At 58.4% G+C, this 13,659-nt stretch carries 12 protein-coding genes; 2 read left to right on the top strand and 10 right to left on the bottom strand.

Annotated features, from left to right (window positions below):
• Positions 1-53 precede the first annotated feature (53 nt).
• Positions 54-971, bottom strand: coding sequence for a transcriptional regulator MetR (gene metR / locus ACIQYF_RS17095; protein ID WP_402864204.1), 918 nt, complete (start codon positions 969-971; stop codon positions 54-56).
• 107 nt (positions 972-1,078) lie between these two features.
• On the opposite strand from metR, the gene metE reads away from it, so the two are divergent.
• Complete coding sequence (gene metE / locus ACIQYF_RS17090) at positions 1,079-3,382, top strand: 5-methyltetrahydropteroyltriglutamate--homocysteine S-methyltransferase (RefSeq protein WP_402864201.1); 2,304 nt, start codon at positions 1,079-1,081, stop codon at positions 3,380-3,382.
• An 87-nt stretch (positions 3,383-3,469) separates the two neighbouring features.
• Here metE and ACIQYF_RS17085 read toward each other — a convergent pair whose 3' ends face one another.
• Genes ACIQYF_RS17085 through ACIQYF_RS17060 form a run of 6 tightly spaced genes read right to left on the bottom strand, consistent with a single transcriptional unit; the run spans position 3,470 to position 10,721 of the window.
• Positions 3,470-4,861 (bottom strand): sigma-54-dependent transcriptional regulator, encoded by a 1,392-nt coding sequence (locus ACIQYF_RS17085; protein ID WP_402864198.1) that lies wholly within the window; start codon positions 4,859-4,861, stop codon positions 3,470-3,472.
• On the bottom strand, positions 4,858-6,621 hold the full coding sequence (locus ACIQYF_RS17080) for an ATP-binding protein (protein ID WP_402864194.1): 1,764 nt from the start codon (positions 6,619-6,621) through the stop codon (positions 4,858-4,860). The genes ACIQYF_RS17085 and ACIQYF_RS17080 overlap by 4 nt, the downstream gene beginning before the upstream one ends.
• The gene (locus tag ACIQYF_RS17075; RefSeq protein ID WP_402864191.1) at positions 6,621-7,745 is read right to left on the bottom strand and encodes a GNAT family N-acetyltransferase; all 1,125 of its coding nucleotides are present in this window, start codon (positions 7,743-7,745) and stop codon (positions 6,621-6,623) included. The genes ACIQYF_RS17080 and ACIQYF_RS17075 overlap by 1 nt, the downstream gene beginning before the upstream one ends.
• 15 nt (positions 7,746-7,760) lie before the next feature.
• Positions 7,761-8,642: an alpha/beta hydrolase gene (locus ACIQYF_RS17070; protein ID WP_402864188.1), complete on the bottom strand. Its 882-nt coding sequence runs from the start codon at positions 8,640-8,642 to the stop codon at positions 7,761-7,763.
• Positions 8,639-10,033, bottom strand: a complete 1,395-nt coding sequence (locus tag ACIQYF_RS17065; protein ID WP_402864185.1) for an aspartate aminotransferase family protein — start codon at positions 10,031-10,033, stop codon at positions 8,639-8,641. Before ACIQYF_RS17065 ends, ACIQYF_RS17070 begins: the two co-directional genes overlap by 4 nt.
• On the bottom strand, positions 10,026-10,721 hold the full coding sequence (locus ACIQYF_RS17060; protein WP_402864182.1) for an MtnX-like HAD-IB family phosphatase: 696 nt from the start codon (positions 10,719-10,721) through the stop codon (positions 10,026-10,028). Before ACIQYF_RS17060 ends, ACIQYF_RS17065 begins: the two co-directional genes overlap by 8 nt.
• Positions 10,722-10,947: 226 nt before the next feature.
• Here ACIQYF_RS17060 and ACIQYF_RS17055 point away from each other — a divergent pair, with 226 nt between their 5' ends.
• Complete coding sequence (locus tag ACIQYF_RS17055; protein ID WP_402864179.1) at positions 10,948-11,712, top strand: MipA/OmpV family protein; 765 nt, start codon at positions 10,948-10,950, stop codon at positions 11,710-11,712.
• Positions 11,713-11,850: 138 nt separating this feature from the next.
• Here the strand turns inward: ACIQYF_RS17055 and ACIQYF_RS17050 are convergent, their stop codons facing one another.
• From ACIQYF_RS17050 to ACIQYF_RS17040, 3 genes are read right to left on the bottom strand one after another with little or no spacing between them, the layout of a single operon-like run.
• Positions 11,851-12,270, bottom strand: coding sequence for a transporter (locus ACIQYF_RS17050; protein WP_402864176.1), 420 nt, complete (start codon positions 12,268-12,270; stop codon positions 11,851-11,853).
• 11 nt (positions 12,271-12,281) lie between these two features.
• Positions 12,282-12,656, bottom strand: coding sequence for an EamA family transporter (locus ACIQYF_RS17045; RefSeq protein WP_402864173.1), 375 nt, complete (start codon positions 12,654-12,656; stop codon positions 12,282-12,284).
• The gene (locus ACIQYF_RS17040; protein ID WP_402864170.1) at positions 12,653-13,573 is read right to left on the bottom strand and encodes an arginase; all 921 of its coding nucleotides are present in this window, start codon (positions 13,571-13,573) and stop codon (positions 12,653-12,655) included. Before ACIQYF_RS17040 ends, ACIQYF_RS17045 begins: the two co-directional genes overlap by 4 nt.
• Positions 13,574-13,659: the final 86 nt, after the last annotated feature.

Below are 13,659 nucleotides of genomic sequence, written 5' to 3'. Positions count from 1 at the left end.
GCAAATCTGTGGGAGCTGGCCAGCCAGGCTCCCACAGTGATGTGTGGTGCGAACTATCTAACCGCACTCACCCCGTCCAGCGTCGAGAACGATATGTCTTTGGCGGTCAGCAAGAAATCACGCATATAAGGCGCATCCAGCATGTCCGTTCGCACGGCGGCATACAGGGTGGCGAACAATCCTTTCTCGCCCAAACGCTTGGCCTGCACGTAGCCGCGTGAGCTGTATTCATGCAGCGCCCAATGCGGCATCCCGCACACCCCACGGCCGCTGGCCACCAGTTGCATCATCATCACCGTCAGTTCCGAAGTGCGCACTTGCGCAGGCTCAACATCCGCAGGCTCCAGAAAGCGGGTGAAGATGTCGAGGCGATCACGCTCGACCGGGTAGGTGATCAAGATCTCCGTGCTCAGGTCTTCAGGCACGATGAACGGCTTGCTGGCCAAAGTGTGCTGATTGGCCACGGCCAACATGGCTTCGTAGGTAAACAGCGGCACATAGGTCAGGCCGGCAATTTCTTGTGGGTCGGAGGTTACGACCAAGTCCAGATCCCCGCGTGCCAGCGCTGGCAATGGCGCAAACGCAAAACCCGAGGCCAGGTCGAGTTCAACTTCAGGCCAGGCATCACGGAACTGATCGATGGTCGGCATCAGCCACTGAAAGCAACTGTGACATTCGATGGCCATGTGCAAGCGCCCGGCGGTACCTCCGACTAAACGGGTGATGTCGCGCTCGGCAGCGCGCATCAGCGGCAACATGGCGTCGGCCAATTGCAGCAGGCGTAACCCGCCGCTGGTGAAACGTACCGGCTTGGTTTTACGCACAAAAAGCGGCATGCCCATGCGCTCTTCAAGCTCTTTGAATTGATGTGATAACGCAGATTGAGTCAGGTGCAGGCGCTCGGCCGCTTCGACCAGACTGTCGGACTCGCGTAAAGCGTGCAGGGTTTTGAGGTGACGAATTTCCAGCACGATGACTCCATGAGTAAATTTGATGATGAACACGAAAACGTTGAGTTTGTCTCATGTTGCTGCGGGTGTCGATAATTGTGTCATTACTGACACGGAGGAATGTTGCGATGGCCCTGGCCCACAATCTTGGTTTCCCACGCATCGGCGCGGACCGCGAGCTGAAAAAAGCACTCGAGGCCTACTGGAAAGGCGATACCGACCAGGCCTCCCTGCAAGCGACCGGCCGTGAACTGCGGGCCAGACACTGGCAATTGCACAAAGACGCTGGCTTGGATTGGCTGCCGGTGGGCGATTTCGCCTGGTACGACCAGGTCCTGAGCCACTCGCTGATGTTCGGGGTGATCCCTGAGCGTTTTGCCAGCACCCTGAACAACGAAGGCCGCCCCACCCTCGATACCCTTTTCGGCATGGCCCGTGGGGCCTCCAGCAGTTGCTGCGGCGGCGAGCACAGCAAGGTGCAGTACGCTCAAGAGCTGACCAAGTGGTTCGACACCAACTATCACTACCTGGTACCGGAATTCAGCGTAGATCAACGCTTTGAGCTGAGTTGGCAACAACTCTTCGAAGAAACCGCCGAAGCGCTTGCGCTGGGCCACAAGGTCAAGCCTGTCATCATCGGCCCCCTGACCTACCTGTGGCTGGGCAAGGCCAAAGGCAACGCATTTAACAAACTCGAATTACTGGAAAATCTGTTGCCGGTTTACGCTGACATTCTGTCGCGTCTATCTGAACAAGGCGTGGAATGGGTGCAGATCGACGAGCCCATCCTCTCACTGGACCTGCCACAAGACTGGAAAAACGCCTTTGAACGTGCCTATCACATCCTTCAATACTCGCCACTGAAGAAGCTGGTAGCCACTTACTTTGGCGGTCTGGAAGACAACCTCGGCCTGGCCGTGAGCCTGCCAGTTGCTGGCTTGCACGTTGATCTGGTGCGCGCACCTGAGCAGTTGCAAGCCGTCCTGGATCGCCTGCCGACGTATAAAGTGTTGTCGTTGGGGCTGGTCAACGGCCGTAACGTATGGCGTTGCGACCTGGAAAACGCGCTGGCTCAACTGCAAGACGCCGAAGAGCGGTTTGGCGACAACCTGTGGGTGGCCGGCTCTTGCTCGCTGCTGCACTGCCCGGTGGATCTGGACCGCGAAACCAGGCTGGATGCCGAACTGAAAAGCTGGCTGGCCTTCGCCAAGCAAAAGTGTGGCGAAATCGCTGTGCTGCGTGATGCGCTGAACACCCCGCACGATGCCAAGGTTCAACAAGCACTGGCCCAAAGCCGCGCCGTACAGGCCAGCCGTGCGAATTCGCCGCGTATCCACAAGGCCGTGGTACAAGCTCGCATCGACGCCATCACCGAAGCCGACAGCCAGCGCCAATCACCCTTTGCCACCCGGATTGATCGGCAACGGGCTCGCCTGAACCTGCCTGCGTTCCCGACCACCACCATTGGTTCGTTCCCGCAGACCGCTTCGATTCGTCTGGCTCGCCAGTCCTACAAGCAAGGCAAACTGTCGGTCAGCGAATACACCGACGCCATGCACAGCGAAATTCGCCATGCAGTGCAGGTGCAGGAGCGTTTGGGCCTGGACGTGCTGGTCCACGGTGAAGCGGAACGTAACGATATGGTTGAATACTTTGCCGAGCTCCTCGACGGCTATGCGTTCACCCAATACGGCTGGGTACAGAGCTACGGTTCGCGTTGCGTCAAGCCAGCGATCATCTTCGGTGACCTGAGCCGTCCAAAGGCCATGACCGTCGAGTGGATCAAATACGCCCAAGGCCTGACCGACAAGGTGATGAAGGGCATGCTGACGGGCCCGGTGACCATGCTGATGTGGTCATTTTCACGCGAAGATGTGTCGCGCAAAGTACAGGCGCAGCAACTGGCGCTGGCCATCCGTGATGAAGTGCTCGACCTCGAAGCGGCGGGCATCAAGATTGTGCAGATCGATGAAGCGGCCTTGCGCGAAGGCTTGCCGCTGCGCCGTGCTCAGTGGCAGGCGTATTTGGACTGGGCAGTAGAAGCGTTCCGCCTGTGCGCCTCGGGCGTGACAGATGAAACCCAAATCCACACCCACATGTGCTACAGCGAATTCAACGACGTGATCAAGTCGATTGCCCAGATGGATGCGGATGTCATCACCATCGAAACCTCGCGTTCAGACATGCAATTGCTCGACGCCTTTGAAGCGTTCGACTACCCGAACGACATTGGCCCGGGTGTGTACGACATTCACTCGCCACGTGTGCCGGACACGGCTGAAATGGTGAAGTTGCTGGCCAAGGCGGCCAAGCGCATCCCTGCTGAGCGGCTGTGGGTCAACCCTGACTGCGGCCTCAAAACCCGAAGCTGGCCAGAGACCGAAGCGGCCCTGGTGAACATGGTCGCGGCGGCCCGGCAACTGAGGGCGTAGCGCGCCACGAGCGGCAAGCCACAAGCTCCAAGCGACTGGTGTTTTTTAAACCTGCGGCTTGCTGCTTGTCACTTGCCGCTGTCAGGTTCACCTGACGATTTTATCGACATGGATGTCGAGCTTTTTCAGTCGATACCAGAAGCTTCTTTCTGAAATACCAATCAACTGTGCCGCCGCAGCCTGAACCCCTTGCGCTTGTTGCAAGGCTGCCAGGATGTAGGCCTTTTCAACTTCAGCCAACGCGGCTTCGAGGTCGGGCGGTACGCTCACGTCGGGTGTCAGCAAGCGGTTGCTCTGCAACGGTTGGGCGCTGAACAGATACGGCGGCAAATCGCTGTCTTCGATCGTGCTGCTGTTGGCCACAATGGTGGCGCGTTCTACGCAGTTTTGCAGTTCACGAATATTGCCCGGCCAAGTGTATTCAACCATCGCTTGAAGGGCGCTAGGGCTGAAACCGCTGATCCGTTTACCCGCCGTTGCCCCCAGGTTATGGGCAAAGTGCCGCGCCAGCGGTGCGATGTCTTCTACACGTTCGCGCAGGGCGGGCAGCGGAATCGGGAAGACATTCAAGCGGTAGTACAGGTCTTCGCGAAACTCTTTGTTGGCCACCGCTTCAAGCAAGTTCTTGTTGGTCGCGGCGATCACCCGCACATCGACTTTACGTTCACGCGGGTCGCCCACCGGCTCAATCACCCGTTCTTGCAACGCACGTAAGATCTTGGCCTGCAGTGCCAATGGCATATCGCCCACTTCATCAAGAAACAGCGTGCCCTTGTCGGCCTGCATAAAGCGCCCGACGCGATCCGCCACGGCCCCGGTGAATGCACCTTTGCGATGGCCAAACATCTCGCTTTCGAGTAGCCCTTCAGGAATCGCCGCACAGTTGACCGCGACAAATGGCTTGTCGGCGCGGCTGCCATGTTTGTGGATGGCGCGGGCGACCATCTCTTTACCGGTGCCGCTCTCGCCGGTAAGCAGGATGGTGGCGTTGCTGTCACGCACCGATTCGATGGCGTTCAGTACGCGGCGAAAACTCGGGCTTTCACCCACCAGGCTTTCAATGTGCTGATGTTCGTCGAGTTCGGCGCGCATGCGGGCGTTATCGCGCACGATGTCGCGAAACTGCAGGGCCTTGGTGACGGTGATGTCCAGTTCGTCGATGTCGAACGGTTTGGCGATGTAGTCGTAGGCGCCGTTGCGCATCGACTGCACGGCGTTTTTGACGGTGCTGTAGGCCGTCATCACGATCACCGGTAATTGCGGGTAGCGCAGTTTAACCTCGGCCAGCAACTGCGGGCCGTCCATACCAGGCATGCGCCAGTCGCTGATTACCAGGTCGATGTCTTCCTGCTCCAGCACTGCCAGGGCTTGCAGGCCGTTGCCCGCGGTGAAAACGTGCACATCGTTCTGGGTCAGTGCCGAGCTGAGCAAGTCGCACAGTTTTGGCTCATCGTCGACAACCAGCACGTTATGACTCATGACTCATCCCCTCCGTGGGCCGGGATATACAAGTTGAAAGTGGTCCCGGCGTCTTTTTCGCTGACGCACTCAACGCGTCCATCGTGGTTTTCCATAATCGAGTAAACCTTGGGCAGGCCCAGGCCCGTCCCCGACGCTTTGGTGGTCACAAAAGGGGTGAAAATGCGTTCGATCATGTCAGGTTCAATGCCTTGGCCTGTATCGATAATGCTCAGTACAGTATCACCGCGGTCATCGCGGGTAATACGCAATGTCAGGTGCCCACCCTCGGGCATCGCGTCGATGGCATTGAGGATCAGGTTCAGGCAGGCCTGTTTCAACTGCCGGGTATCGGCGTACAGAGTTGCCCCCGGTGCCTGATCGTCGATCTGTGCCTTGATGTTGTGGCTTTTAAGCTCTGGCTCGCAGAAACCCAGAATGTCCTCGACCAACGGCAGCGCTGGCTGCTGTGAGCGAATGGGGGCGCTGGGTTTGGCGAAGTCGAGAAAGTCGGTGATCAGCTCGTTGATGCGGGTAACTTCACTGACCACGTATTCGAGATGGCGTCTGTCGGTCTCGCCAAGGTCGGCCCGGCGATGCAATAACTGGGTCGCGGTTTTGATGATGCCCAGTGGGTTGCGGATCTCGTGGGCCAAGCCCATGGCAACTTCGCCCAGTGCGTGCAGGCGGTCGCGTCGACGCAACTGGGCTTCGAGATGATGCAACTCGCCGAGCCGCACGGTCATGTGGTTAAAGGTGCTGCTCAGCTCGGCCAGTTCGTCGTGCCCAGAAACGCCCACGCGCTGGCTGTAATCCCCGGCGGTCACGGCGCGTACCCCTTCTGAGAGCGCGCGCAGCGGCCGTGTCAGACGCTCGGACACCAGCCAGCCAACGGTCAGTGACAGCAGCGAGCTGAGTAGAAAAATCAACGCAAATAAGTTGGTCTGGTTAACCAGCCCCACGAGACTGGTGTGGCGCAACAGGCCGCTGTAAATCACGCCTTGCAGCTCGCCGGCGTCGTTCATGATCGGCCAGTACAAACCGCTGTAGCGGCTGGTGAACTGCTCGCTGGGCAGTTTGGTCGTGCGCAAGGTCTGTTCAATGCCATGCGGCAACACCAGTTGGCGGTCATCGAAATGCTGGCTGGAAAAAATCTCGGCAAAACCATTGGCGTTGGACAGGTACAGCCGCAGGTCGAGGGAATGCACATCGGCGACGCTGGTCAGGAAGCTGCTGTCCATATAGGTCGCGACCAGCAATTGGTAGTCCGTGTCATCTTGAGTCGTAGGAAAAGTCGAAACCACTGTGCCGGTAGGAACCCCGCCAACGTTGATGGTTTGCAGGACGGCGTTGGGTGCCAGGCTGATCTGGTCGACGATGTTGTCGCTGGCGGTGCTGAACACCACTTTGTGATCGCTGTTGCGAATCAACGCCACCACGTCGATGCCCATCGCATCGGCGATGTCGGCGGTGAGCTTGTCATGGCGAATGGCTTTGGTTGACGACGGCGGATGGGTGTATTGCAGGAACAGTTTGGCCACCCGGGCGTTTTCCTGGAGGATCTCGCTGATTTCGTCTTTGACGATCTTGGTCGACTCTTGCAGCCAGACCCGCACGTTGCTGTCGAAAATCTGCGACAGGGTGGTGGCAGCCAGTTCGGCAGCGATCATGGTCGGGATGACGCTGACCAGCCAAAAAGCCAGTACCAGCTTGCGCTGTACCGTCCAGCGCGAGACTTTGAACGGCGGGGGCTTGCGCGATGAGTCAGGCGTGATGGGCATTAATACTCGCTTATCGCTGCGGCCAGAGCGGGGTCATGGCGGTCAGGTCGGATCAACAGTTTGACCAGTTTGAGCGCGCTGTTGAGCAACCGGTTGCGGTGGCGGAAAAACAGCGTGTTGCTCTGAAAGGTACACCCCAAACGAATTTTGCTGGCGTATCCGGCCTGACCGCATTCGTATAGCGCAATGTTGTGACGAATACAGTAGTCGACATTCACAACCCAGCTTCTGAAGTACAAGTTGTACTTACGGCTGAGTTCAAAGTCGTGGCCAAAAAATTTGTCGATCAGCCGATGCTCGTCGATCAGCACCAGGTTGAATGCCACCAGTTGCTCGCCGGCCCAATACAACACGCATACCGCACGGTTACCCAATTGCTGCAGGATACCGGTGAAGTAGGCGGGTGGTAAGCGCTCGAACTGCAAATCACTGCGCGCCAGCGTGGCTTCGTACAGGCGCATGACTTCGGGCAGAACGTCGTCAATATTGTTACGCCATTCCACGCGTGGTTCAGGCGCGCGGAGTTTGCGGCGCATGTCTTTGCGCGTGGATTTACCCAGTGAGCCGAGGTAGCCGTCAACCGAGCCAAAGGGGACCGGCAGCATCGCGCTGGGCAGGCTCGGCATCGACTGAAAACCCGCGGCCTTGCAGCTTCGTGTCCAGTCATCATCGTGGCTGGGCACGTCTTTGACGGCAATCAGGCCGATGCCCAGTTGGGCGGCGTCGTTGTGTGCCAATGTCAGTAATTGGGCCAGCAGCGCCGGGCGTTGTGACGCCGCCACATGGCTGGCGATGCCCGCGCTGCATTGTTCTGTCACCGGAGAGCCGATGGCGTAGAGCGGTAACTGCATCAACCCTGGCAGCACGCGGTAAAGGTGTTCGGTAAAGCGCTTGCCGATGCCCTGAACGGTCGTGTCGAGGCGATAGCCGGTGGTAAATGCGGTGGCGACGGCCATCAGTGTCGGGCCGTCGAACAGCGTCAGGTAACGCCATTCGAAGTCCTCAATGCCGGCTTTTTCGACCGCCATGATGTAGTCCCAATCCTCCAGAGCATCTGGAAAGCAGTCATTCCAGGCCTCGCGTTCGATGGCCAGGATTGATGAAAAGGCGTGGGCTGTAATCATGGGGCGTCCTTGGGGTCAGGCTTGTTGCAAATACTCAATGGTGTGCTGCGAAATGCTGCTGTTGTTTTTCACGAAAGCGTCGCTGAGTTCAATCACGCGGCGGTATTGCAGGTCGACCGTGATCATGTGGTAGCAGTTGTCGAGCAGCACTTTGGTCACTGGGCCGGCGAGATGACGTTCGACATAATCGGCGTTCCAGCGACTGGTGATGTCGTCTTCGATGGAGTGCAGCACGAGGGCGGGTGTGGTGATCGACGGCATGCGCTTTTTCACCACTGCGTTCATCCGGTGCAGTTCGCGCACGGTCACGCCTTCCATCGTCAACAGCCCGGCATTACTGCTTTCGCCGGCTTTCATCTGGCGCTCGACAATCGCCCGCAAGCGCTCGTTTTTGATGCCGTAGGGCGGTTTTTCTTCAAAGCTGCAAAGGTGTACACCGCCCGGGATTTTCATCAGCAGCGGGGTCATGAACGCCAGTTTGTTGATGCTCCAGCCGTCATACCGCAGGGTGGTGGAGTACATCAGCAAGCCTGCCACTTGGCCGGGGTGCTCGCTGGCCACGTACATGGACATCACCGCGCCCATCGACAAACCGCCGACGAACACCTGTTGATGACGTTGGCGAATGCCGGCGAAGGTTTTGCGCACGCCTTCGTACCAGTCTTGCCAGCCGGTGGCTTGCAGGTCGCTGTTGTCACCGCAGTGCCCGGCCAGGGTCGGTACGTACACCGTGCACGTACCGTCCTTGGCCAAGCCCTGGGCCACCCGACGCAATTCGGTCGGGGTGCCCGTGAGGCCGTGGATCAACAGAATCCCGACCTCACCCGTGCCGAGAACGAACCCGGCGTCGCCTTCTCCCAGATTTATATCACCTGTGGTGAAAGCGGCCGCGTTCACCGTTTCATCGCCCGATGCAGCAGGCGGTCGAGCAGGGCGATGCCCAAGTCGATTTCGGCGTAGCTGATTTCCAGCGACGGGGCCAAGGTGATCACGTTTTTGTAGTAGCCGCCCACGTCCAGAATCAGACCCAGACGCTTGCCGTCGATTTCGATGTCGCCCTTCATGCCTTCCTCAACCATGTAGTCCAGGGTTGCCTTGTCTGGGGTGAAACCGTCCGGACCACAGATTTCACAGCGCAGTGCCAGGCCCAAGCCATCGACGTCGCCGATGATCGGGTAGCGTTTCTGCAGGTCTTTGAGGCCTTCCAGGAAGTATTTGCCCTTTTTCATGACCATCGCGCCGTAGTCGATTTCGCTGGTCATCTTGAACATTTCCAGACCCACTGCGGTGCCCAGCGGATTGGAGGCGAAAGTGGAGTGAGTCGAACCCGGCGGGAACACCTTCGGGTTGATCAGTTCTTCGCGGGCCCAGATGCCGCCCAGCGGGTTGAGGCCGTTGGTCAGCGCCTTGCCGAACACGATCACATCGGGTTTGACGTCGAAGTGTTCAATCGACCACAGCTTGCCGGTACGCCAGAAGCCCATCTGGATTTCGTCGACCACCATCAAAATGCCGTGTTGATCCAGCACTTGCTTGAGTTCGCTGTAGAAATTCATCGGTGGAATCACGTAGCCGCCGGTGCCCTGGATCGGCTCCACGTAAAACGCGGCGTATTCGCTTTGACCGACTTTCGGGTCCCACACGCCGTTGTATTCCGTTTCGAACAGACGGGCGAATTGCTGTACGCAGTGGCTGCCGTATTCTTCTTTGGTCATGCCTTTGGGGCCGCGAAAGTGGTACGGGAACGGGATGAAGTTGGCGCGCTCGCCGAAGTGGCCGTAGCGGCGACGGTAGCGGTAGCTCGAGGTGATCGAGGACGCACCCAGCGTACGGCCGTGGTAGCCGCCTTCGAAGGCGAACATCAGGCTTTTGCCGTTGGTGGCATTACGGACCACTTTCAGCGAGTCTTCAATGGACTGCGAACCGCCGACGTTGAAATGCACGCGACCGTCGAGGCCAAACTTGTTTTTAGCGTCGACGGCGATGCGCTCCGACAGCTCGATCTTGCCTTTGTGCAGGTATTGGCTGGCAATCTGCGGCAGGGTGTCGATCTGTTGTTTCAGGGCGTTGTTCAGCCGTGGGTTTGAGTAACCGAAGTTAACGGCCGAGTACCACATTTGCAGGTCGAGGTAGGCTTGGTCTTCGGTGTCCCAGACGTAAGAGCCTTCGCAGCGGCTGAAAATACGCGGTGGTTCGATGTAGTGAACGGTGTCGCCGTATGAGCAGTACTTAGCTTCTTTTTCCAGAAGAACTTGGTCTTCAGGGGTAGCGATTCGGATATCAGACATGATTGAAGAGTTCCTGCTGGTCACGAGAATAATGAGGTGCGTTAGCGGCATTGCTTGGCAATTTGGCGAGCAAGGCCGGGAGTTCGGCGAAAGTGTCGAAGCGCGCGTACGGGATGCCGTTGCGTTCGCAGTGTTCGGCCAGGCTGTCTTTGGCGAATACGAAGTCGGCGCTGGACGCCACGCACATGTCGGAGCGGCCATCACCAATCACCAGTACGCGTTTGCCGCTGGGGGTGGACTTGCATTTGCAGTTGCCGGAGGCCGCACGGCAGGCGTCGCTGGAGTATGGGAAATCGATGCGCCAGCTGTTCTGGTCGACCTGACGCAAACGGTTGGCGAGGATCGGCAGCAGGGTCACGTAGTGGCGGGCCAGAATGCGGGCGATGCCTTGCTCGATGCCATCGCTGACCACCTCAATGGAAGCGCCAAGGCTGATGACGTGATCAACGAAATCCGGAAAGTCCGGGTCAATCTCAACGGTGTCGAAATAGGCCAGCAACTCAGCTGGTGAGGCTTTGACCAGCGACAGCTGGCGGCTCAGGCATTCACGCGAACCGATTTCACCTTGCACCCATTGTTCTTCGATCGTCTCCCAGCTTGGGTCGGCGAAGCGTTGAAGAATGTTGTCGATGACGTCGGTACGGGTAATGGTCCCGTCGAAATCACACACGATATGCCATTGCATCATCTGCATTGTCCTGTTGAGGAGAGGCGCACTTTGCGCATAAACAGGTGATTGCATTGACTGTGCCAACTTGAAAACGCTCTGCTGGCTGGGGCTTTGGTCGCTGTTTAAGGACAATCTGGCTGTGCGAGCTACAATTTTTGTAGCTCGCTACAAACAACATCAGTGCTTGCGTCGTGCGGCTAAAAAAGAGATTGATGCGCGCATGAATTTTTATGGAGCCCGTGTCATGAAAACGCCATTACCTGCATTTTTGCTGCTCACTTTGTTGAGCGTCGGTGCGGCTGCGCACGCAGCGGACGGCCCCAGCGGAGAAGTGGGTGTCGGGGTGGGTTATCAGCCGTACGACCCGAGTGGCAGCCGCTATCAGACTGTGCCGTTACCGTACTTCGATGTGGACTGGGGCGATGTTAGCCTCAATACCGACGATGGTCTGACCTGGAGCGCGCTCAATGCTGATGGTTGGACGGCCGGGCCGTTTATCAACTACTTGCCGGGTCGGAACGCCAATGGCTCGTTGCGCGGTTTGCGTGATGTGTCAGACATGGCGCAGCTCGGCGGTTTTGTGCAATACAGCCCGGCTGATTTCTGGCGTGTGTATGCACAAGTCGGTCAGGCCGTAGGCGCTGCGGGCGGGCAGGGCGGCGTGCTGGGACAGGTTGGGGGGGAACTGGGTTATCCGCTGGGGCTGGGGATTACCGGCAGCAGCCAGTTGGCGGCGCACTTCGCTGATGGCCGGCAAATGTCGACGTTCTTTGGCGTGAGCGAAGCCCAAGCCCAGGCTTCGGGGATCTCTCGGTACAACGCCAGTGGCGGTTTTCAGAACGTGACCCTGACCCAGAACGTTGAATTTCCGCTGGCTGAGCATTGGTCGCTGGTGGCCAGCGCGAGCTGGGTACACCTCGTAGGTTCTGCCGCCGACAGCAGCATTGTTAAAGAGTTGGGTGATGTGAACCAAGGCACGGTACAAACAGCCGTGAGCTATAAGTTTTAACCATTGCCGGCATGAAACGCTGTAGCTGCGGACGAGGCACGAGGCTGCGATAGGTTGCGAAGCGAGCTCCAGACAGCGGTCCCGCATCGTAGCCTTCGTGCCTCGTCAGTGGCTACAAAGTGTGCTGTATTTTAACGATCAGTGCTGCGGCTCACCCTCTGCCAGCAATGCAATTCCGCCAATAATCACTGCCACGCCCACCCAGTGCAGGGCGCTGATGTGTTCGCCCAGCCCCAGCCATGACCCCAGCAAAACCCCCACAAACACCAGCGAGCTCAGCGGAAAGGCCAGTGACAGGCTGCTGCGGCGCAAAATCAGCATCCATACGAAAAACGCGCCGATGTAGCAGGCAATCGCGACCCAAACCCCCGGATTGAGCATCACTGCCTGTAACCATTGCAGGGTGAAGTCCATCTGGCCCAATTGATCGCCGCCGACTTTGGTGGCAATTTGTCCGCCGCTTTCAAGGGCGATCAGCAGCGCCCACAGCACAACAGTGCCCAAGCGACCGTGCAGCCAGCCGCTGGGTGTGCTGTTCAGCGTTTTAGTGTTACCCATGGTTCATCTCCTCAAGCCCCGGCGATGCAGACCAGCATCACGCCGAGGGTAATCACCAGTGTGCCCATCCAGCGCCGACGGCTGACATGCTCACCGAGGAACACTTTGCCGGCGAAGACCACGCCGCAATACGCCAGCGCCGCGGCCGGAAAAAGCAGGCTCAAGGGGGCGCGTGACAGGGCTTCAAGCCAGACGAAAAACTCGATCACATACGCGCCGATCCCGGCCCAGAGCATCGGTGCGTTAAACACCTGCCCCCAAAAGGCATTAAGGCGAAAGCCGCCTTCAAGCTCGGGCAAGCGGTCGAGGCCACTCTTGAAACACAGCTGGCCGATCACATCGAGCACGATGGAGAACGCCACCAGCACAATGACAATCAGGGTCACGGGAACAGCTCCTCAAACAGCGAAATCAGCGCCTCGTTGGTGTCGCAGTTGCGCAACAGGTCGGCGTCGCTCCAGCGCTGGGGCGGCGGTTGGTCGGATTTGGCTTCCCAGCGTTTTAGCAAGTTGCTGTGGGGCGCCTTGGCAAACTCGCCGCACACATCGATGCCCAGCACACGTTTACGGGCGGCCAGAGCGCGGATGGCGTGCAGCAGGTGGGTGAGGCGCATGCCGCCTTGATCCCAGTTGGTGGCGGCGTCTTCACTGGCCAGGACGTCTTTGTCGATAGTGATCCATATCGCTTCTGTAGGCAGGCCCAGGATCAGCTGATCGATAAAGCTCGGCCAGTCCTGTTCGGACAGGTTGTGCCAGTGCAGAAGGTTTTCGTGTTGCTCATGGCCAGGACCATCGCCGATCCGGCCCCAGACTTTGGTGGGGGCGTGTTGCCACGGAAATAGCTGCAAGTCGCCGCGGCGCAGAGCGCCCAAGTTACCGCCCTTCAACTGCGGGCTCTGCAGGTCATCACTGCACGGGCCGAGGGTGATGATGCGTTTGATGTTCGGCAGTTTGAGTGCGCGATTGACCCACGAACCGCAGTGACGGCGGGGTGCAAAGCGGACCCAGTCGGGGTGGTTGTCGAAGTGAATCAACGTCACTGCCTCGGGCAGATCGGTCAATAGCGCCGGGGTTAAATGGTGATAGTCGCCGGAACCAATGAAGAACAATTCAGGTTTGTCTGCAGGCTTTTTCGCTCGTTGCAGCAGACTTTTAGCGAAGCGCTGATAGTTGCGTTCGGTGGACCACAGGCGCAGTTTTGGGCCCAACTCCAGCAAGTCGAGACGTGTAGCGCGGCCATCGACCAGCCGCTGCGCAATAGGCGCCTGAGCGGTCAGGCTATGATCGAGATCGAGAATATTCAACGTGCTATTTACCCCATTTAGTCGCCGCCGAACCAGGCCTGGCGGGCTTTAAGGGGTAAATGCAAGGCGCGTGCCTGTTGTCTGAT

This window comes from Pseudomonas sp. NPDC096917 (assembly GCF_044762555.1).
Taxonomy (GTDB): Bacteria; Pseudomonadota; Gammaproteobacteria; order Pseudomonadales; family Pseudomonadaceae; genus Aquipseudomonas.
This window is presented reverse-complemented; position numbering and strand designations above follow the sequence as displayed.

Bases quoted from the DNA above. Each gene is read 5' to 3' on its own strand.
- metE (WP_402864201.1), top strand. From the start codon at position 1,079: ATGGCCCTGGCCCACAATCTTGGTTTCCCACGCATCGGCGCGGACCGC.
- ACIQYF_RS17085 (WP_402864198.1), bottom strand. From the start codon at position 4,861: ATGAGTCATAACGTGCTGGTTGTCGACGATGAGCCAAAACTGTGCGAC.
- ACIQYF_RS17080 (WP_402864194.1), bottom strand. From the start codon at position 6,621: ATGCCCATCACGCCTGACTCATCGCGCAAGCCCCCGCCGTTCAAAGTC.
- ACIQYF_RS17075 (WP_402864191.1), bottom strand. From the start codon at position 7,745: ATGATTACAGCCCACGCCTTTTCATCAATCCTGGCCATCGAACGCGAG.
- ACIQYF_RS17065 (WP_402864185.1), bottom strand. From the start codon at position 10,033: ATGTCTGATATCCGAATCGCTACCCCTGAAGACCAAGTTCTTCTGGAA.
- ACIQYF_RS17060 (WP_402864182.1), bottom strand. From the start codon at position 10,721: ATGATGCAATGGCATATCGTGTGTGATTTCGACGGGACCATTACCCGT.
- ACIQYF_RS17055 (WP_402864179.1), top strand. From the start codon at position 10,948: ATGAAAACGCCATTACCTGCATTTTTGCTGCTCACTTTGTTGAGCGTC.
- ACIQYF_RS17050 (WP_402864176.1), bottom strand. From the start codon at position 12,270: ATGGGTAACACTAAAACGCTGAACAGCACACCCAGCGGCTGGCTGCAC.